We start from the raw sequence: 19,235 nt of genomic DNA, 5'->3' as shown, positions 1-19,235 counted from the left end.
AGCCCGCGCTGCCGTCCGACTTGCATGTGTAAGGCATGCCGCCAGCGTTCAATCTGAGCCAGGATCAAACTCTTCAGTTCAAACCTGTTACTGTTTTCGGTTCTGTTACGAACCGGTCGCTCACTCAAAATCACTGACAGATGGTCCGACCGGGTTTCTCAACCCCATCGGACCTTCCTCAATTTCTTTCTGTGTGAGACTCGATTACTTTCGCTATCGGTGATTCCGGAGAACCACCGTGCGCTCGCCATCGAGCACCCACATCTGTCGGCTGTTAGTTTTTAAAGAACATCCGCACGAGGCGCCTTGCCTTCGTTGCGTTGCTGCATCAGCAGAGAAACGAGATTATGCAGAACCTTCCGGTGTTCGTCAACAGGTTTTTTGCTACCGCAGCACCCGCCGACGCCGCCGGAAAACCGCCTCATTGCCGGCTCTCCCGCCTTTCCCGCTTCCCTCGCGCCGCGGTGTCCGCCGCGCGAAAGAGCGGAATTCTAGGCGCTTGCCACCGCCGTTGCAAGCGGTTTTTCGACGGTTGTCATCACCGATGTTTGAAGACGGGTTTGCGCTTTTCGACGAACGCAGCCATCCCCTCCTTCTGGTCCTCGGTTGCGAACAACGAGTGGAACAGCCGGCGCTCGAAATGCACACCCTCGACCAAAGTCGTTTCGTAAGCGCGGTTGACGGATTCCTTCACCATCATCACCGCCGGCATCGGAAACTCGGCGATCGTCGCTGCCGCGGCGATGGCCTCATCGATTAACGTCGCCGCAGGAATCACACGCGACACCAGACCCGCGCGCTCGGCTTCAGCGGCATCCATAAACCGGGCCGTCAGGCACATATCCATCGCCTTCGCCTTCGATACTGCGCGCGGCAGTCGCTGGGTGCCGCCCGCACCCGGCATGATCCCCAGTTTGATTTCCGGCTGACCGAACTTTGCCGTGTCGGCGGCAAAGATGATGTCGCACATCATCGCGAGCTCACAGCCGCCACCCAAAGCAAAACCGGCCACTGCTGCGATGATCGGCTTTCGAACCGATCGGACGGCTTCCCAGTTTCGCGTGATGTAGTCGCCCTTGTAGACGTCCATATAAGAATAGGTCGCCATCATTCCGATATCCGCACCCGCCGCAAACGCCTTTTCACTCCCGGTGATGACAATGGCGCCAACACCCTCATCCGAGTCGAACGTTCGCAGGGCTTCACCCAGTTCGTCCATCAGAGCGTCGTTGAGCGCGTTGAGCGCCTTCGGACGGTTCAACGTAATAAGACCTACGCGGCCACGTGTCTCAACCAGAATGTTCTCGAAAGCCATGCACTCCTCCTAAGTGTTTACCTGCAGGCGCGAGGGGCTCGCGCTGCATCCTAATAATGCTAACATTCACCAACCAACCGGTCGGTCAATGAATCGACAAGGTTTCCTCTAACGTTCAATGAGCACCTCGCCCGCCATGACCCATCCGCTATTTACGAAGCACGAAGACACGCTGCAGAAAGCTCTTACCGCCATCGAGACCCGCGGCTACTGGAGCCCGTTCCCGGAAATGCCGAGTCCCAAAGTGTACGGGGAAACCGCGAACGCGGACGGCGAAACGGCATTCAAGGCTCACCTGAACAAGACGTTCGAACTCGACCAGCCGAGCACGGGCGAAACGGTAGGCGCAGAGCAATCGCCGTTCGGTTTTCCGCTTGGCATCCGCTACCCGAAGTCGGAGCCGGATGCGCTGATCGCTGCCGCCGCCCAAGCCCAACGCAAATGGCGCGAAGCGGGTCCGAAAGCGTGGATCGGGGTGAGCCTCGAAATCCTCGCGCGCATCAATCGCTTGAGCTTCGAGATCGGCTATAGCGTGATGCACACGACCGGCCAGGCCTTCATGATGGCGTTCCAGGCAGGTGGTCCGCACGCTCAGGACCGCGCACTCGAAGCCATCACGTACGCGTGGGACCAGTTGCGCCGCATCCCTGCCGACGCTCACTGGGAAAAACCGCAAGGCAAGAATCCGCCGCTCGCGATGCAAAAGCGCTTTAACATCGTGCCGCGCGGTACGGCCCTCTTGCTCGGATGCTGCACGTTCCCGACGTGGAACGGCTACCCCGGCCTCTTCGCCGACCTTGCGACCGGCAACACGGTCATCGTCAAACCGCACCCGGGCGCGATCCTTCCGCTCGCAATCACCGTGCGCATCGCCCGCGACGTGCTGCATGAAGCCGGCTTCGATCCGAACGTCGTGACCTTGCTCGCGACCGATCCCAACGATGGAGAACTCGTCCAGAACCTCTCGCGCCGTCCGGAAATCAAGCTGATCGACTTCACGGGCAGCACGCAAAACGGTACCTGGCTGGAGCGCAACGCGCACCAGGCACAAGTGTTCACCGAAAAGGCTGGCGTCAACCAGATCGTGATCGACTCCGCCGACGACCTCAAATCGGTCGCGCGCAACATCGCCTTTTCGCTGGCGCTGTACTCGGGACAGATGTGCACGGCTCCGCAAAACATCTACGTGCCGCGCGAAGGCATTCGCACCGCCGAAGGCACCATCTCTTTCGATGCCGTCGCTGAGGCAATTGCCAGCGCTGTCCAGAAACTCTGCTCCGATCCGGCCCGCGCCGTCGAACTGCTCGGCGCGATACAGAACGAAAGCGTGATCCAACGCCTCGACGAAGCGCGCAAGCTCGGGCGTGTTCTCGCGGACAGCCAGTCACTCGAACACCCGGCGTTCACGGGTGCCCGCGTGCGCACCCCGCTGGTTCTGCAACTCGATGCCGCGAAAGACGAGTCACTGTTCACACGAGAGTGGTTCGGCCCAATCTCCTTCGTGATCGCGACGGACTCGACGGGCCAGTCGCTCGACCTGGCCGGACGTATCGCCGCCGAGCACGGCGCGCTGACGCTCTCCGTCTACAGCACCGACGCCGAAGTAATCGAAGCGGCCGAGGAAGCATCGATTCGCGGCGGCGTCGCACTGTCCATCAACCTGACGGGCGGTGTGTTCGTCAATCAGTCGGCAGCATTCTCGGACTTCCACGGCACGGGCGCCAACCCGGCTGCCAACGCCGCGCTCGCCGACGCAGCCTTCGTGGCGAATCGCTTCCGCGTCGTTCAAAGCCGGGTTCATGTTGAACCGAAGGCTGTTCCGGCGTAAGTCGGCCGAACGATATAGGACGTTTGACCGACGTTTTGGCCTATGACTTCAGGCCGACTGATCGCGCACCAAACGTCGCACTAACATGCAGTCCACGGGCCGGTCTTCGTGCCGGCCCCTCTTCGCAGGAACTCCGAAATGACTGACGCCTTTATCTGTGACGCGATCCGCACTCCCTTCGGCCGCTATGGCGGCGCCCTCAAAGACGTCCGGGCCGACGACCTCGGCGCCGTTCCGATCAAGGCGCTGATCGAACGCAACCCGGGCGTGGACTGGCGCGCGCTCGACGACGTGATCTACGGCTGCGCGAATCAGGCGGGCGAAGACAACCGCAACGTCGCACGCATGTCGGCGCTGCTCGCAGGACTGCCGCCGGGTGCACCCGGCGCGACGATCAACCGTCTGTGCGGATCGGGGATGGACGCAGTCGGTACGGCAGCCCGCACCATCAAAACCGGCGAAGCGCACTTGATGATCGCAGGCGGCGTGGAAAGCATGACACGCGCGCCGTTCGTGATGGGTAAGGCAACGTCCGCGTTTTCGCGGCAATCCGAAATCTATGACACGACCATTGGCTGGCGCTTCGTCAATGCCCAGATGAAGCACGCCTACGGCGTCGACTCGATGCCCGAGACAGCCGAAAATGTCGCGGTCGACTTCAACGTGAGTCGCGCCGACCAGGACGCGTTCGCGCTGCGCAGCCAGCAGAAGGCCGCCCGCGCGCAACGCGACGGTACGCTCACACAGGAAATCGTCGCCGTTGAGATTCCGCAGAAAAAAGGCGAGCCGGTTCGCGTGACACTCGACGAGCATCCGCGCGAAACGTCACTCGAAGCGCTCGGCAAGCTGAAGGGCGTCGTGCGCCCGGACGGATCGGTGACGGCGGGCAATGCATCGGGTGTCAACGACGGCGCATGCGCGCTGCTGCTCGCCAATCAGGCCACCGCAGACCAATATGGTCTGCGTCGCCGCGCCCGCGTGCTCGGCATGGCAACGGCCGGCGTCGAGCCGCGCATCATGGGAATCGGCCCCGCGCCCGCCACGCAAAAGCTCCTGAAGCAGCTCGACATGATGCTCGACCAGTTCGACGTCATCGAACTCAATGAAGCGTTCGCGTCGCAAGGCCTTGCCGTTCTGCGCCAGCTCGGCGTGCCTGACGACGACCCGCGTGTGAATCCGAATGGCGGCGCCATTGCGCTTGGCCATCCGCTCGGCGCGTCCGGTGCGCGTCTGATCACGACGGCGCTGTATCAGCTCGAGCGCATCAATGGACGTTTTGCACTGTGCACGATGTGTATTGGCGTCGGCCAGGGCATCGCGCTCGCCATCGAGCGCGTCTGAACGGCGCGACACTGAATTCCGTATGGAGACGAGGAGACAACCGATGCCCTATGAAGCGATCCGCGTAGACATCGACGCGGCCACGCGCGTCGCCACTGTGACGCTGAACCGTCCCGACAAGCTGAACAGCTTCACACGCGCGATGCATCAGGAGCTGGGCGCGGCGCTGAAAGAAGTCGAAGCGGCAGGCGCCCGCGCGCTCGTGCTTACGGGCGCGGGCCGTGGCTTCTGCGCCGGCCAGGATCTCGCCGATCTCGACTTCACGCCAGGCGCAATGACCGACTTGGGCGACCTGATCGACAAGCACTTCAATCCGTTGATCCGCCGCTTGCAAGCCCTTCCGCTGCCGGTGATCGCGGCCGTGAACGGCACGGCGGCAGGTGCCGGCGCGAATCTCGCGTTGGCGTGCGACCTCGTGCTGGCCGCGCGCTCGGCGAGCTTCATTCAGGCATTCGTGAAAATCGGCCTGGTGCCCGATTCCGGCGGCACGTGGTTCCTGCCGCAACGCGTCGGCATGGCGCGTGCGCTGGGTCTCGCGATCACCGGCGACAAGCTCAGCGCGGAAAAGGCGGAAAGCTGGGGTCTCATCTGGCAAGCCGTCGACGATGCCAACCTGCAAAGCACGGCAGCCAGACTGGCGGCGCAACTCGCGCAGCAGCCGACGCGTGCCATCGCGGCGATCAAGCAGGCCATGCGGGCAAGCGCGACCCAAACACTCGATCAGCAACTCGATCTCGAACGCGACATGCAGCGCGAACTGGGCGCATCGCATGACTACGAGGAAGGCGTCCGCGCATTCATCGAAAAACGCGCGCCGCGCTTCGAGGGCCGCTGACATGTCCACGCAACCTGACCCGAGCAACACGATGACGCCCGACGAACTCGCCCGCGCAACCACCGACGCCATGTACGCCAAGGACGCCTGCAGCCAGGCGCTCGGCATCGAACTTGTCGAGGTACGCGCAGGCTACGCGCGCATGCGCATGAGCGTGCGGCCCGAGTTTTTGAACGGGCATCAGATCTGTCACGGCGGACTGATATTCACGCTCGCCGATACGGCGTTCGCCTTCGCCTGCAACTCGTACAACATCAGCACCGTCGCTGCGGGCTGCTCGATCGAGTTTCTGCGGCCGGTGCAAGGCGGCGACGTCCTCACAGCGGAAGCGGTCGAGCAGACATTGAGCGGCCGCAGCGGCATCTATGACATTCGTGTCACGAATCGAGCAAACGAGACCGTTGCGATGTTTCGCGGCAAGTCCGCGCAGATCAAAGGCACGGTGATTCCCATCGACAACTGACGGGGCGCCCGATCGCGCCACAAATCACTGCTCCGCCTCTCGCGCGGCAACCTATTCTGAAAGAAAGGAGACACCCGATGACTACCTCGCTCCCGCTCGACCCGATCGAAAAGGCGAGCCGCGACGAGCTCGCTGCACTCCAGCTCGAACGGCTGAAATGGTCGCTCACGCATGCGTATGAAAATTCGCCCGTCTATCGTCGCAAGTTCGATGAAGCAGGCGTACATCCATCAGAGCTGAATTCGCTTTCCGACCTGTCGCGTTTCCCGTTCACCACGAAGAAGGATCTGCGCGACAACTATCCGTTCGGCCTCTTCGCCGTGCCGCAGGACCAGATTTCGCGAATTCACGCGTCGTCGGGTACGACAGGCAAGCCGACTGTCGTCGGCTATACCGCGCGCGACATCGACAACTGGGCCAATCTCGTCGCGCGCTCGATTCGCGCTGCGGGCGCGCGGCGCGGCGACAAGGTGCATGTGAGCTACGGCTACGGCCTCTTCACGGGCGGCCTCGGCGCTCACTATGGCGCCGAGCGCGCGGGCCTGACGGTGATTCCGTTCGGCGGCGGGCAAACCGAGAAGCAGGTGCAACTGATCCAGGATTTCCGCCCCGACATCATCATGGTGACGCCGAGCTACATGCTGTCGATCGCCGACGAATTGGAGCGCCAGGGCGTCGATCCCAGGGAGTGCTCGCTGCGCATCGGCATCTTCGGCGCGGAACCGTGGACTAACGATATGCGCCTCGCGATCGAAGAGCGGATGGGTATCGACGCAGTGGACATCTACGGTCTGTCCGAAGTGATGGGGCCGGGCGTGGCGTCGGAATGCGTCGAGACCAAAGACGGTCCGACGATCTGGGAAGACCACTTCTATCCGGAGATCATCAATCCCGAGACGGGCGAAGTGCTGCCGGACGGCGAGCTTGGCGAACTCGTGTTCACGTCGCTGACGAAGGAAGCACTGCCCATCATCCGTTATCGCACACGCGACCTGACGCGTCTGCTGCCAGGCACCGCGCGCACGATGCGTCGTATGGAAAAGATCACGGGCCGCTCGGACGACATGATGATCATCCGCGGCGTCAATGTGTTCCCAACGCAGATCGAAGAGCTTCTGCTGAAGCAGCGCGCGCTGGCGCCGCACTATCAGATCGTGCTGACCAAGGAAGGCCCGCTCGACGTGATGACGCTGAACGTCGAACCGTGTCCGGAGACCGCACCGGATACAGCCGCGTTGAGCGCTGCGAAACAGGCGCTCGCGTATGACATCAAGGCGATGATCGGCGTCACCGCGAATGTCGTCGTACTGGCTGTCAATGGCATCGAGCGCTCGGTGGGCAAGGCGCGTCGTGTGGTGGACAAGCGCAAAGCAGGCGCTTGACCGTCGACGTTTCCGTGCGCAAGCAAAGCGCATAAGAAAAGCCCGACGGCGGAACACATGAGCCGCCGTCGGGCCGTTCATCGGCAAAAACCTCAAGAGCAAAAACCGAAGCTCAACAGAAGAACAAAGCTCACGAATTAGGCAGCAGCAGCCACATCCGTCCGGCCTGTTTCATCTTCCCCGCCAGATCGCCGGCTTCATCGCCGAGTCCCCAGAAGTAGTCGGCGCGCACGCCGCCCTTGATCGCCGTGCCCGTATCCTGCGCGAACACCAGGCGATTCATCGGCGCATTGGTCATCGGACGCGTCGTCTGCAAGAACACCGGCGTGCCGAGCGGAATCGACGAAGGATCGACGGCAATCGACCGCTCGGGTGTCAGCGGCACGCCTAGCGCGCCAATCGGACCATCGGCGCCGCCCGACAGCGTCGGCTCGTTCGACGGCATCTCGCGGAAAAATACGAAGCGCGGGTTCGTATCGAGCAACGCATCGACACGCGTCGGGTTCGCGCGAGCCCAGCCCTTGATGCCTTGCATGGTCGCCTGTGCGGGCGTGAGTTCGCGTTGGTCAAGCAGCCAGCGGCCAATCGACTTGTACGGCTGGTTGTTCGTTCCGCCGAAGCCGACGCGCATCACGCTGCCGTCTTCCATCACGATGCGTCCCGAGCCCTGAACCTGCAGGAAGAACGCCTCGATGGGGTCGTCCACCCAGACCAGCTCGTTGCCGTTCAGCACGCCCGAGCGCTCGAGTTGAGCGCGCGCCGGCAGAGGAGTGCCCGGACGATACGCCGAAGGCCAACGGTACAAGGCAGTCTGATACACGCCATGACGCACGCGCGAACCGCGCAGCAGCGGCTCGTAGTAGCCTGTCACGAGGCCGTCCAGCGTCCCGTCGGTATTGGCGAACTGAAACGGCGTGAAGTAGGTTTCGAAGAAAGCGCGCGCGCTGGCCACGTCGAGGTCATCCAGCAGCAACGCCGCCGCGCATGCGCGCCGCCACGTCGGCTGGCTCGCAAGTCGTACGCAGTTCTGCCGCAGCGCCGCCGCAGCGCCGATTAGCGAATCGTCCTGCCAGCCCGGCACCTGTCGCCACGCAACGGCCGTCAGTCGCTGGGCGGCTAGCTGTCCGGGGATGACCGCGGCGCCAGTCGGCGGTGAAACGGATGGCCGCAGCGCGCCGCCTCCCCCGCACGACGCCAGCAATACGGCAACCGACAGTGCCCCCGCCCAGGCGACGGCCCGGCGGGCAAAGCGCATACAATGATTGTTCTTGATGGAAACTGCCATGTCTGATCTGTTCGACGAATACCCGATGCTCATCTTCGCGCTGGAGTCGCTCCTTGCGCTCTTCCTGCTGATTTTCATCGTTGTGTGGACGGCGTCCGGCAAGAAGAAAGCCGCACACCAGAAGCAGGACACGAAACCGGTCCCGCCGCAGCAACAACAACCGCGTCGCTGACAGAACGCGCGTGGCGCGTTCCGTTCAATGCAGCGTGCGCGGCATGCGCAAAACGAATTCCGGCACGGGCGCTTCCCAGCGCTCGCCATCCTCGGCAACGCAGAAATACTCCCCGCGCATGGTACCGACGGGCGTCGCGATCACCGCATAGCTCGTGTATTCGAACTGCTCGCCGGGCTTCAGCAGCGGCTGATGTCCGACGACGCCCAGCCCTTTCACTTCCTGAACGCGATTTTCGCTATCCGTGATGATCCAGTGGCGCGCGATCAATTGCGCCGTCACCTGGCCGGTGTTGCGAATACTCAGCGTATAGGCGAACGCGTACTTTCGATGCTCCGGGTCCGACTCTTCGGAGATGTATCGGACTTGGGAAGAGACGCTAAATTCGTACTGGCTCATGCTGATTCGCCTGATTCCGATGGTGACCAACGCGGGCTATCGACCGCGCGAGACCGTCTGCAGGCGGCTCGTGCGCTGATCGCGGCGCGCCCGCAGAGGCATTGACATGGTTTGGCATTCTGCTTCATGCCGCGCACGCTCGCAACCGCGTCTGCTGAACGGACAAGGCGGAGACAGGTGACCGACAGGCCATCGAGCGGCACGGCCAGCGACCCCGCCATCGCGTCTCGCCGAAGGCCGCAGCGCGCGTGGCGGCGCTAAAATAACGGCTTTCCGTCTCCGCCCTCCCGACAGCCATGACCCAATTCCGCATCGCTCCCAGCATCCTGTCCGCCGATTTCGCACGGCTCGGGGAAGAAGTTCGCAACGTCGTCGCCGCCGGCGCCGACTGGATTCACTTCGACGTGATGGACAACCACTACGTGCCGAACCTGACGATCGGCCCGCTCGTGTGCGAAGCGATCCGCCCGCACGTGCAGGTTCCCATCGACGTGCATCTGATGGTGCGCCCCGTCGATCGCATCGTGCCCGATTTCGCGAAGGCCGGCGCGAACGTGATCAGCTTTCATCCGGAAGGCTCGGATCACATCGACCGCACGCTGTCGCTGATCAGGGACCATGGCTGCAAGGCCGGCCTCGTGTTCAATCCCGCCACGCCGCTGAACTACATCGACCACGTGATGGACAAACTGGACCTGGTGCTGATCATGTCGGTGAATCCGGGCTTCGGCGGACAGTCGTTCATTCCCGAGGCGCTGAACAAGCTGCGCGAAGCGCGCGCGCGCATCGACGCCTACAAGGAAAGGACCGGCCGCGAGATTCATCTCGAGGTGGACGGCGGCGTGAAAGTCGACAACATCGCGGAAATCGCAGCCGCTGGCGCGGACACGTTCGTCGCGGGCTCGGCGATCTTCGGCAAGCCCGACTACAAGTCGGTGATCGACCAGATGCGCGGCGCGCTGGCTTCCGTCGGGCGCTGACATGGACGCGACGTCCCGCTACCCCGCCCCCGCGTTCCCGGCCGGCAAGCTGAAGGCGGCCATCGTCGACCTCGACGGCACGATGGTCGATACAGCCGACGACTTCACGGCGTCGCTGAACGGCATGCTCGCGCAATTCGACGCCGAAGAAACCACGCGCGAGGAAGTGATCGATTATGTCGGCAAGGGCTCCGAGCATCTGATTCGCAGCGTGCTCGCGCCGCGCTTCGAGACGGAGCTGGCGCAGTCGCGTTTCGACGAGGCGCTCGCGATCTATCAGGAGGAGTACGAGAAGATCAATGGTCTGCACACGCGGCTCTATCCCGATGTCGAGGCGGGCCTTATCGCGTTGCGCGACGCGGGCCTCAAGCTCGCGTGCGTGACCAACAAGCCGCATCGCTTCGCGACGCAACTGCTCGAGCGATATGGTCTGCTGCGCTACTTCGGCGTCGTGCTGGGCGGCGACAGCGTCGCGGCGAAAAAGCCCGATCCGCTGCCGATGCTCACCGCCTGCGAAGCGCTGGGCGTCGAGCCGAAAGCGGCCATCGCAATCGGCGATTCACAGAACGACGCGTTCGCGGGCCGCGCGGCCGGCATGGCGACGCTGACCGTCCCGTATGGCTACAATCACGGCGAATCTGTTCAAACCATAAAATCCGATGGTATAGTTGCGTCGCTGTTGGGCGCCGCCAAGGCGATCGCAGCGCACAATGCAGTACAATCGGCAGCATCTAATCCCTGACTTAACCAAGTCTTCCTCATGTTTCTGAATAAAAAACGGAGTCTGAGCACGATCGACCGGGGAGCCTGGCCCTGGCGTCGCTGGTCGCGCTAATACCTCGCCTGAGGTACGCTGAAGCTCGTCTTCGGCACCCGTTTTTTACTTCGCTGCGCTCACGCGCTTTTCCCGAACTGCCGCGATCGTCAACCGACCGGCTTAACTTCGCTGCACCGCGTTTCAGCTAGCCGTCGCGTACCTTGCGTACTATCGTCGTGCTGTGAAGCCGTGCAAGCGTCGTCGGGAAAGCGCACGCCGGTTTCATCACCTGTGACGAGCACATTCGACCGGTAACGCAGCCCCGCTTTGTCCGACGCCCGCCGCGGCCGGACGCACGAACAGGATCGGAACATGACCGAACTCGAATTTCAGTCCCTCGCAAACGAGGGCTTCAATCGCATCCCGCTGATCGCCGAAGCGCTGGCCGACCTCGAAACGCCGCTCTCGCTGTACCTGAAGCTCGCGCAAACCGAGCGCAACGGCGCGAACTCGTTTCTGCTGGAATCGGTGGTGGGCGGCGAACGCTTCGGACGCTACTCGTTCATCGGCCTGCCGGCGCGCACGCTGATCCGCACGCGCAACGGCGCGACGGAAGTGGTGAAGGACGGCAAGGTCGTCGAGACGCACGAAGGCGATCCGCTCGAATTCATCCAGCAGTTCCAGAGCCGCTTCAAGGTGGCGCTGCGTCCGGGCCTGCCGCGCTTCGCGGGCGGTCTCGCCGGCTACTTCGGCTATGACGCCGTGCGCTATATCGAGAAAAAGCTCGCGCACACGGCCCCGCCCGACGATCTGAATCTGCCCGACATCCAGCTGCTGCTAACGGAAGAAGTGGCCGTCATCGACAACCTGGCGGGCAAGCTGTACCTCGTAATCTACGCCGATCCGACGACGCCCGAAGCGTACACGCGCGCAAAGCAGCGTCTGCGCGAACTGAAGCAGCGCCTGCGCACGACCGTGCAGCCGCCCGTCACGTCGTCGAGCGTGCGCACCGATATCTATCGCGAGTTCAAGAAGGACGACTATCTCGCCGCCGTGCGCAAGGCGAAGGAATACATCGCCGCCGGCGAACTGATGCAGGTGCAGGTCGGCCAGCGTCTGACCAAGCCGTATCGCGACAACCCGCTGTCGCTGTATCGCGCGCTGCGCTCGCTGAATCCGTCGCCGTATATGTACTACTACAACTTCGGCGAGTTTCATGTGGTCGGCGCGTCGCCAGAAATTCTCGTGCGCCAGGAAAAGCGCGGCGAAGACCGGATCGTCACGATCCGTCCGCTTGCGGGCACGCGTCCGCGCGGCAACACGCCCGAGCGCGATGCCGAACTCGCGACGGAACTGCTGAACGACCCGAAGGAAATCGCCGAGCACGTGATGCTGATCGACCTCGCGCGCAACGACGTGGGCCGCATCGCGCAAATCGGCTCGGTGGCGGTGACCGACAAGATGGTGATCGAAAAGTACTCGCACGTGCAGCACATCGTCAGTTCCGTCGAGGGCACGCTGAAGCCGGGCATGACCAACTTCGACGTGCTGCGCGCGACGTTCCCGGCGGGCACGCTGTCGGGCGCGCCGAAGGTCCGCGCGATGGAACTGATCGACGAACTGGAGCCCGTGAAGCGCGGCCTGTACGGCGGCGCAGTCGGCTACCTGTCGTTCACAGGCGAGATGGACCTCGCGATCACGATCCGCACGGGCGTGATCGCCAACGGCAATCTGTACGTGCAGGCGGCGGCGGGCATCGTCGCCGACTCGGTGCCCGAATCCGAATGGCAAGAGACCGAGAACAAGGCGCGCGCCGTGCTGCGCGCCGCCGAGCAAGTGCAAGACGGCCTCGATAGCGACTTCTGACGGAGACTGACCATGCTGCTGATGATCGACAACTACGACTCGTTCACCTATAACCTGGTCCAGTACTTCGGCGAACTCGGCGAAGACGTGCGGACCTATCGCAACGACGAAATCACGCTGGACGAAATCGCGAAGCTCAACCCCGAGCGCATTTGTCTGTCGCCGGGACCGAGCAATCCGCAACACGCAGGCATCACGCTCGACGTGCTGCGCGAATTCTCCGGCAAGTATCCGATACTGGGCGTGTGCCTCGGCCATCAGGCGATCGGCGAAGCGTTCGGCGGCCGCGTCGTGCGCGCGAAGACGATCATGCACGGTAAGGTGAGCCAGATCGAAACCGACTGCAAAGGCGTATTCGCCGACCTGCCGAAGCATTTCACCGTCACGCGCTATCACTCGCTTGCGATCGAGCGCGAATCGCTGCCCGATTGCCTCGAAGTGTCCGCATGGACCGACGACGGCGAAATCATGGGCGTGCGTCACAAGACGCTGCCTGTCGAAGGCGTGCAGTTCCACCCGGAATCGATCCTGTCGGAACACGGCCACGCACTGCTTGAAAACTTCGTGAAGCAGTCGAAGGCTGCTGTCCGCACCGCATAAGCAGCGCACAAAGGAGACATCACCATGATCACGCCACAAGAAGCGCTGCAGCGCACGATCGAGCACCGCGAGATTTTCCACGACGAGATGCTGCACCTGATGCGCCTCATCATGCGCGGCGACATGTCGCCCGTGATGGCGGCCGCGATCATCACAGGGCTGCGCGTCAAAAAAGAGACCATCGGCGAAATCACCGCGGCCGCCACGGTGATGCGTGAGTTCGCGCGTCATGTCGACGTGGAGGACAACTCGAACTTCGTCGATATCGTCGGGACAGGCGGCGACGGATCGCACACGTTCAACATCTCGACGGCGACGATGTTCGTGTCGGCGGCGGCGGGCGCGAAGGTCGCGAAGCACGGCAATCGCGGCGTGTCGAGCAAATCCGGCAGCGCTGACGTGCTCGAAGCGCTCGGCGTCAATATCGACCTGCAACCGGAACAGGTGGCCGCATCGATCGCCGAAACGGGCATGGGCTTCATGTTCGCGCCGAACCATCACCCGGCGATGAAGAACATCGCGCCCGTGCGCCGCGAACTCGGCGTGCGGACCATCTTCAACATCCTCGGCCCGCTGACGAATCCCGCCGGCGCGCCGAACCAGCTGCAAGGCGTGTTTCACCCGGACCTCGTCGGCATTCAGGTTCGCGTCATGGAGCGTCTCGGCGCAAATCACGTGCTGGTCGTGTATGGTATGGACGGCATGGATGAAGTGTCGCTGGGCGCAGCGACGCTCGTCGGCGAACTGCGCGATGGCGAAGTGCGCGAGTACGAGATTCACCCGGAGGACTTCGGCATGCAGATGGTGTCGAACCGGACGCTGAAAGTGGCGGACGCCAACGAATCGAAGAAGCTGTTGCTCGAAGCGCTCGACAACAAGCCGGGCGTCGCGCGCGAGATCGTCACGCTGAATGCGGGCACCGCGCTGTACGCGGCGAACGTCGTGGCATCGATTGCGGACGGTATTCAACTGGCCCGCGAAGCCATCGCCAGCGGCAAGGCGCGCGCGAAGGTCGACGAACTGGTCCGCTTCACGCAGCAATTCAAGCAGTGACCAGGCATCAGCCGCATTAACCAGGCATCAATCCGGCTTTAACGAGGCAACGGGATTCATATGAGCGACATTCTGGACCGCATCATCGACGTCAAGCGCGAAGAAGTGCGCATCGCGCAGCAAAGCGCGCCGCTCGAAGAATTGCGACTGCAGGCGTCGGCGCGCGATCTGCGCGATTTCGTCGGTGCGATTCGCGCGAAGCATGAGGCCGGACTCGCAGCCGTGATCTCCGAGGTCAAGAAAGCGAGCCCGTCGAAAGGCGTACTGCGCGAGCATTTCCTGCCCGCCGACATCGCACGTTCGTACGCGAAACATGGCGCGGCGTGTCTGTCCGTGCTCACCGATGTGCAGTTCTTCCAGGGCAGCGCGCAGTATCTGGAAGAGGCGCGTGCCGCCTGCACGCTGCCCGTTCTGCGCAAGGATTTCATCGTCGATCCGTATCAGATTCTCGAAGCGCGCGCGATGGGCGCCGACGCAATCCTGCTGATCGTCGCCGCGCTCGAAACCTCGCAGATGCAGGACCTTGAAGCGTACGCGCATTCGCTCGGCCTCGCCGTGCTCGTCGAAGTGCACGACAAGAACGAGCTGATGGAAGCGCTCACGTTGAAGACGCCGCTGATCGGCGTGAACAATCGCAATCTGCGCACGTTCGAAACGTCGATCGAAACGACGCTCGGCCTGCTGGACACGATCCCGAAGGACCGCATCGTCGTGACCGAGTCGGGCATCCTGTCGCGCGGCGACGTGGAGCGGATGCGCGCGATGGACGTGAACACGTTCCTCGTCGGCGAGGCGTTCATGCGCGCCGAAGAGCCGGGCGCTGAACTCGCGCGAATGTTCTTCTGATCCGGCAAGTTGGGAGCGAAGCACGCGATGGGCATGGAACAGGAAATCAAGCTGTCGCTGCCAGCGGATCAGGTCGGCGCGGCGACGCAATGGTTCATCCAGCACGCCGGCCGCGCGGGCCGCACGATCGCGCTGGAAAACAGCTACTTCGACACGCCAGCGCTGACGCTCGCGCGCGCAAAGAGCGCGGTGCGCGTGCGCCGCACGCCGGACGGCTGGCTGCAGACGTACAAGACCGTGGGCACGTCGAAAGACGGTTTGCACATCCGGCACGAATGGGAAATGCCCGTCAACGGCAACGCGCTCGAAGTCGACGCGCTGCTCGACGCCTGCGACGACGAGCCGTCGAAAGAAGCGCTGCGCAGCGCGCGCGACGAACTGGTCCCGCTTTTCAGCACCAACTTTTCGCGGACGCTGTGGCACCTGAGCATCGAGGGCGCTGAAATGGAAGCGGCCATCGACCAGGGCGAAATACGCGCCGACGTGAACGGCGAAACGCGCCGCGCGCCGATCTGCGAGATCGAGCTGGAGCTGAAGCACGGCGATGCGGGCGCGCTGCACGCGTTGTCCGCGCAACTGGCGAAAGCGATTCACGGCCTGCACCCCGATGACATCAGCAAGGCGCAGCGCGGTTATCGTCTGCGCGAAGGCGGCGGCTCGCGGTAACGCGGCTCATCGAGCGCAAGCCGCAAGGCAAGACGCGCACGCCGCGAAGCTTGAGCGCTCAGGCGTTTGCTGCCACACTAGCCCGCCATGAATTCCGCAAAACGCTCCCCCATCCAGCCGGCGCAGCCGTCCCTGTTCGCCGACGACGCCGACGCCGCGCCTTCTCCCGCTGCCGATATCCAGACGCTCGAATCGCAGTTCGACGCGTTGCCGCCCGCATGGCGCACGCACCTGAAGCCTTTCATCGACAGCGACACGTATGCGCCGCTATGCCGTTTCGTCGACGGCGAGCGTGCGGCCGGAAAGACCGTCTATCCCGCCGACGTATTCCGCGCGCTGCGCCTGACGAGCCCCGACGACGTAAAAGTCGTGATCCTCGGCCAGGACCCGTATCACGGCGAAGACCGAGGAACGCCGCAGGCGCATGGGCTCGCGTTTTCGGTGCCGCCATCGGTACGTCCGCCGCCGTCGCTGCGCAACATCTTCAAGGAAATCGCCGCGAGCCTCGGCTATCCAACGCCGCAGCACGGCTGCCTCGATGCGTGGGCCAAACAGGGCGTGCTGCTGCTCAACACGGTGCTGACCGTCGAACGCGATCGCGCTGCGAGCCACGCGAAGCGCGGCTGGGAAAAATGCACCGACACGCTGATCCACGAGCTTGCGATGCGCCACGACAACCTCGTCTTCATGCTGTGGGGCGCGCATGCACAAGCGAAGCGCGCGCTGCTCGACGGCAAGTCGCATTGCGTGCTCGAAGCGCCGCACCCGTCGCCGCTGTCCGCACACCGGGGGTTCCTCGGCTGCCGGCACTTCGCGCTCGCCAACGAGTTTCTCGAAGCGCACGGCCGTCCGCCTATCGACTGGCGTTTGCCGGAAAACGGCGAAGTTTTCGCATAGCGTCTGACGGAACAGGATGCATCCGCTGTCGGTAGATTGAGATTTTTTGCCGCGGGCGATCTTGCCTGCGGCGCCCGCTTCTACACTCCCTTGCTGCTGATTACAGCCAGCGCGCAAGCTCACTTCTTGCGCAATTTAGTTAGTCATCCGCATCAAAAAAGGGAGAAACATGGACAGACGGGATTTCATCAAGATAGCGGGCGCCTCGGTGCCCTTCGCGCTCGCGCCCTCGACGAGTCACGCGATCTGGGGAACGGTCGCTCAATACAAGCAGGCCGTGCCGGAAATTTTTCAGAACGTGCCCCGGCCGCCTGCGTACACGCCGGCCCTCGTGATCGGCTCGGGATTCGGCGGTGCAATTACGGCCCTGCGCCTCGCACAGGCGGGCATTCAGACGACCGTGCTCGAGCGCGGCTTCCGCTGGCCAATTTCGGCGAGGCGGCAGACGTTCTCGACGGACATGTTCCCCGATGGCCGCGGCTACTGGTATCGCACCAGCTTCAAGCAGCTGACGGGGCTGACGTCGTTCATGGACAGCTTCGGCGGCGTGTTCGATTGCGTCGACTACGACAACATCTCCGTGTGGCGCGCGGCGTGCGTCGGCGGCGGTTCGGTCGTGTTCACGGGCGTGATGATCCAGCCGGAGCGGCGCTACTTCGACGCGATCTTCAACGGCCTCGTCAATTACGACGAACTGGACCGCGTCTACTACCCGCGCGTGCGTCAGATGCTGCGCCTGAGCCCGATGCCCAACGACATCTATCAATCGGCGCCGTTCGGCCATTCGCGCATCTGGGACACGCACGCGCGCAAGGCCGGCTACACGCCAGTCGGCAACGATTCGATCTTCAACTGGGACGTGGTGCGCGGCGAACTGAAGGGCAGTTATCGACCGTCGGCGATTCTGGGCGAAAGCAACCTTGGCAACAGCGACGGCGCGAAATTCGATCTGACGCAGAATTATCTGAAGCTTGCCGAGCAAACAGGCAAGGCCACCGTCTACCCCGCGCACGAGGTCAAGAACGTCTATTTCGACGGCACCCGCTATTCGGTCGACGTCATCAAGCGCAGTCCGGACGGCAAGCAACTGGACCGTTATTCCGTGACGTGCGACAAGCTGTTTCTCGCGGCCGGGTCGATCGGCACATCGGAAATTCTCGTGCGAGCGCGTGCGCTCAATCACATTCCGAACCTGAACGAGCACGTCGGCGAAGGCTGGGGCACCAATGGCGATGTCTCTGCCGTGCGGACGTTCGGCGCATTGAAGGGGCTCACGCAAGGGTCGCCCAGTGCGTCGCGCATCATCGATGCCTCCGGCATGCCAGCCACGCTGGAAAACTGGTACGTCCCGAGCCTCGGCGTGAACCTCGGCATGAACGCGTCGCTGGGGATGGCGTTTGATCAGAAGAATCGCGCGTCATTCCGCTACGATGGCTCGCGCGACCGCGTCAATCTGCTATGGCCGAAGAACGGCAACGACGATGCGATCGCTGCCGTGCGCAGCGTCAACAACAGGATTGCGGCAGCATCCGGAACGATTCCGGGCGCCTGGCCCTTCGCGCCCGATTGCAGTGCATCGTGGACCGCTCATCCGCTCGGCGGCGCCGTGCTCGGCCGCGCCACGGATGCCTGGGGACGCGTGATCGGCCCGAAAAATCTGTACGTGATGGACGGCGCGATGATTCCGGGGACGACGGGCGCGGTCAACCCCTCGCTGACGATCTCCGCACTGGCCGAGCGCAATATCGAAGCGATCCTGAAGCGGGATTTCTGACGCCGGCTTTCGTGCATCGCACGAAGCAGGTCCGTTGCCTGCCATCAAAAACAAAACGCCACGGAATTGTGTTCCGTGGCGTTTGTCGTTTGTCGGTGCGATGCGGCCGATACCCGCATCCCGTCGACGAACAGGCTACCGAAAGGCTCGCCGTGCGAACCCGTCGACCGCTTACGCTGCGGCGATCGCTTCGCGTGCGCCTGCCAGTGCCGCCGTCGCTGCGTCCGCGCCCATGTTCAGGCCTTCGGCATAGATGAAGTTCACGTCGGTCATGCCGAGGAAGCCGAGGAACGTCTTCAGGTAAGGCGTCTGCGTGTCGCCCGGCGTGCCGACGTACTTGCCGCCGCGAGCCGAAACCACGAACACCTTCTTGCCGTTCACGAGGCCTTCCGGACCGTTCGCGCCGTACTTGAACGTGATGCCGGCGCGTGCGATGAAGTCGAAGTACGTCTTCAGTTGCGACGAGATGCCGAAGTTGTACAGCGGCGCGCCGATCACGACGATGTCGGCGGCTTGCAGTTCGGCGATCAGCGCTTCGCTGCGCGAGGAAATCGCTTGCTGCTCGGCCGTGCGCTGCTCGGCGGGCGTGAAGAATGCGCCGAGGATCGCGTCGTCGAGGTGCGGCAGCGCGTCTTCGTGCAGGTTGCGGATGACGACTCGCGCACCCGGGTTCGATTGTTGCAGCTTTGCCGTCAGTTCGTTGGCGAGGAGCGTCGACTGAGCGCCTTGCGAGCGAGCCGACGAATTGATTTGCAGGATCGTGGTCATCTGTGACT

General features: G+C 63.1%; 19 protein-coding genes and 1 rRNA gene. 15 read left to right on the top strand and 5 right to left on the bottom strand.

Annotated elements, in window-relative coordinates:
* Together BMW76_RS36675 and BMW76_RS36670 are read right to left on the bottom strand one after the other, a co-directional pair.
* A 16S ribosomal RNA gene (locus BMW76_RS36675) occupies positions 1–80 on the bottom strand; the annotation flags it as partial.
* Positions 81–538: 458 nt separating this feature from the next.
* Positions 539–1,315: an enoyl-CoA hydratase gene (locus BMW76_RS36670; RefSeq protein WP_090873673.1), complete on the bottom strand. Its 777-nt coding sequence runs from the start codon at positions 1,313–1,315 to the stop codon at positions 539–541.
* A 136-nt stretch (positions 1,316–1,451) separates the two neighbouring features.
* Here BMW76_RS36670 and paaN point away from each other — a divergent pair, with 136 nt between their 5' ends.
* The 5 genes from paaN to paaK all read left to right on the top strand — a co-directional run bounded on the left by paaN (position 1,452) and on the right by paaK (position 7,164).
* Positions 1,452–3,143, top strand: coding sequence for a phenylacetic acid degradation protein PaaN (gene paaN, locus BMW76_RS36665; protein ID WP_090873672.1), 1,692 nt, complete (start codon positions 1,452–1,454; stop codon positions 3,141–3,143).
* 138 nt (positions 3,144–3,281) lie between these two features.
* Entirely contained in the window at positions 3,282–4,484 is a 1,203-nt protein-coding gene (gene pcaF / locus BMW76_RS36660) for a 3-oxoadipyl-CoA thiolase (RefSeq protein WP_090873671.1), read from the top strand.
* A 43-nt stretch (positions 4,485–4,527) separates the two neighbouring features.
* The gene (paaG, locus tag BMW76_RS36655; RefSeq protein ID WP_090873670.1) at positions 4,528–5,319 is read left to right on the top strand and encodes a 2-(1,2-epoxy-1,2-dihydrophenyl)acetyl-CoA isomerase PaaG; all 792 of its coding nucleotides are present in this window, start codon (positions 4,528–4,530) and stop codon (positions 5,317–5,319) included.
* A gap of 1 nt (position 5,320) precedes the next feature.
* Entirely contained in the window at positions 5,321–5,782 is a 462-nt protein-coding gene (gene paaI / locus BMW76_RS36650; protein WP_177200609.1) for a hydroxyphenylacetyl-CoA thioesterase PaaI, read from the top strand.
* A gap of 77 nt (positions 5,783–5,859) precedes the next feature.
* Entirely contained in the window at positions 5,860–7,164 is a 1,305-nt protein-coding gene (paaK, locus tag BMW76_RS36645; RefSeq protein WP_090873669.1) for a phenylacetate--CoA ligase PaaK, read from the top strand.
* Positions 7,165–7,294: 130 nt separating this feature from the next.
* Here the strand turns inward: paaK and mltA are convergent, their stop codons facing one another.
* Entirely contained in the window at positions 7,295–8,527 is a 1,233-nt protein-coding gene (mltA, locus tag BMW76_RS36640; RefSeq protein ID WP_090873668.1) for a murein transglycosylase A, read from the bottom strand.
* On the opposite strand from mltA, the gene BMW76_RS41515 reads away from it, so the two are divergent.
* Complete coding sequence (locus BMW76_RS41515; protein ID WP_177200608.1) at positions 8,436–8,621, top strand: hypothetical protein; 186 nt, start codon at positions 8,436–8,438, stop codon at positions 8,619–8,621. The two genes, mltA and BMW76_RS41515, sit on opposite strands and share 92 nt — an antisense overlap.
* Positions 8,622–8,645: 24 nt before the next feature.
* On the opposite strand, the gene apaG is transcribed toward BMW76_RS41515, so the two are convergent.
* Complete coding sequence (gene apaG / locus BMW76_RS36635; protein WP_087732412.1) at positions 8,646–9,020, bottom strand: Co2+/Mg2+ efflux protein ApaG; 375 nt, start codon at positions 9,018–9,020, stop codon at positions 8,646–8,648.
* 296 nt (positions 9,021–9,316) lie between these two features.
* On the opposite strand from apaG, the gene rpe reads away from it, so the two are divergent.
* The 9 genes from rpe to BMW76_RS36590 all read left to right on the top strand — a co-directional run bounded on the left by rpe (position 9,317) and on the right by BMW76_RS36590 (position 18,459).
* Entirely contained in the window at positions 9,317–10,000 is a 684-nt protein-coding gene (gene rpe / locus BMW76_RS36630; protein ID WP_090873667.1) for a ribulose-phosphate 3-epimerase, read from the top strand.
* 1 nt (position 10,001) lies between these two features.
* Complete coding sequence (locus BMW76_RS36625; RefSeq protein WP_090873666.1) at positions 10,002–10,742, top strand: phosphoglycolate phosphatase; 741 nt, start codon at positions 10,002–10,004, stop codon at positions 10,740–10,742.
* A gap of 387 nt (positions 10,743–11,129) precedes the next feature.
* Positions 11,130–12,623 carry an anthranilate synthase component I gene (trpE, locus tag BMW76_RS36620; RefSeq protein ID WP_090873665.1) on the top strand — a complete coding sequence of 498 codons (1,494 nt, stop codon included), beginning with the start codon at positions 11,130–11,132 and terminating at the stop codon, positions 12,621–12,623.
* A 12-nt stretch (positions 12,624–12,635) separates the two neighbouring features.
* A complete protein-coding gene (locus BMW76_RS36615; protein WP_090873664.1) occupies positions 12,636–13,223 on the top strand; it encodes an aminodeoxychorismate/anthranilate synthase component II in 588 nt (195 codons plus the stop codon).
* Between the two features lie 24 nt (positions 13,224–13,247).
* The gene (trpD, locus tag BMW76_RS36610) at positions 13,248–14,276 is read left to right on the top strand and encodes an anthranilate phosphoribosyltransferase (RefSeq protein ID WP_090873663.1); all 1,029 of its coding nucleotides are present in this window, start codon (positions 13,248–13,250) and stop codon (positions 14,274–14,276) included.
* A gap of 60 nt (positions 14,277–14,336) precedes the next feature.
* Positions 14,337–15,122 carry an indole-3-glycerol phosphate synthase TrpC gene (trpC, locus tag BMW76_RS36605; protein ID WP_090873662.1) on the top strand — a complete coding sequence of 262 codons (786 nt, stop codon included), beginning with the start codon at positions 14,337–14,339 and terminating at the stop codon, positions 15,120–15,122.
* 27 nt (positions 15,123–15,149) lie between these two features.
* Positions 15,150–15,788: a CYTH domain-containing protein gene (locus BMW76_RS36600; RefSeq protein ID WP_090873661.1), complete on the top strand. Its 639-nt coding sequence runs from the start codon at positions 15,150–15,152 to the stop codon at positions 15,786–15,788.
* 87 nt (positions 15,789–15,875) lie between these two features.
* The gene (locus BMW76_RS36595) at positions 15,876–16,685 is read left to right on the top strand and encodes a uracil-DNA glycosylase (protein WP_090873660.1); all 810 of its coding nucleotides are present in this window, start codon (positions 15,876–15,878) and stop codon (positions 16,683–16,685) included.
* A 169-nt stretch (positions 16,686–16,854) separates the two neighbouring features.
* A complete protein-coding gene (locus BMW76_RS36590) occupies positions 16,855–18,459 on the top strand; it encodes a GMC oxidoreductase (RefSeq protein ID WP_090873659.1) in 1,605 nt (534 codons plus the stop codon).
* 171 nt (positions 18,460–18,630) lie between these two features.
* Here the strand turns inward: BMW76_RS36590 and BMW76_RS36585 are convergent, their stop codons facing one another.
* Positions 18,631–19,227 carry an FMN-dependent NADH-azoreductase gene (locus BMW76_RS36585; RefSeq protein WP_090873658.1) on the bottom strand — a complete coding sequence of 199 codons (597 nt, stop codon included), beginning with the start codon at positions 19,225–19,227 and terminating at the stop codon, positions 18,631–18,633.
* Positions 19,228–19,235 lie beyond the last annotated feature (8 nt).

Origin of the sequence: Paraburkholderia diazotrophica (genome assembly GCF_900108945.1) — a bacterium.
In the GTDB taxonomy this organism is placed as follows: Bacteria; Pseudomonadota; Gammaproteobacteria; order Burkholderiales; family Burkholderiaceae; genus Paraburkholderia; species Paraburkholderia diazotrophica.
Note: the sequence above shows the minus strand (reverse complement) of the source record. Positions and strands in the feature narration are given on the sequence as shown.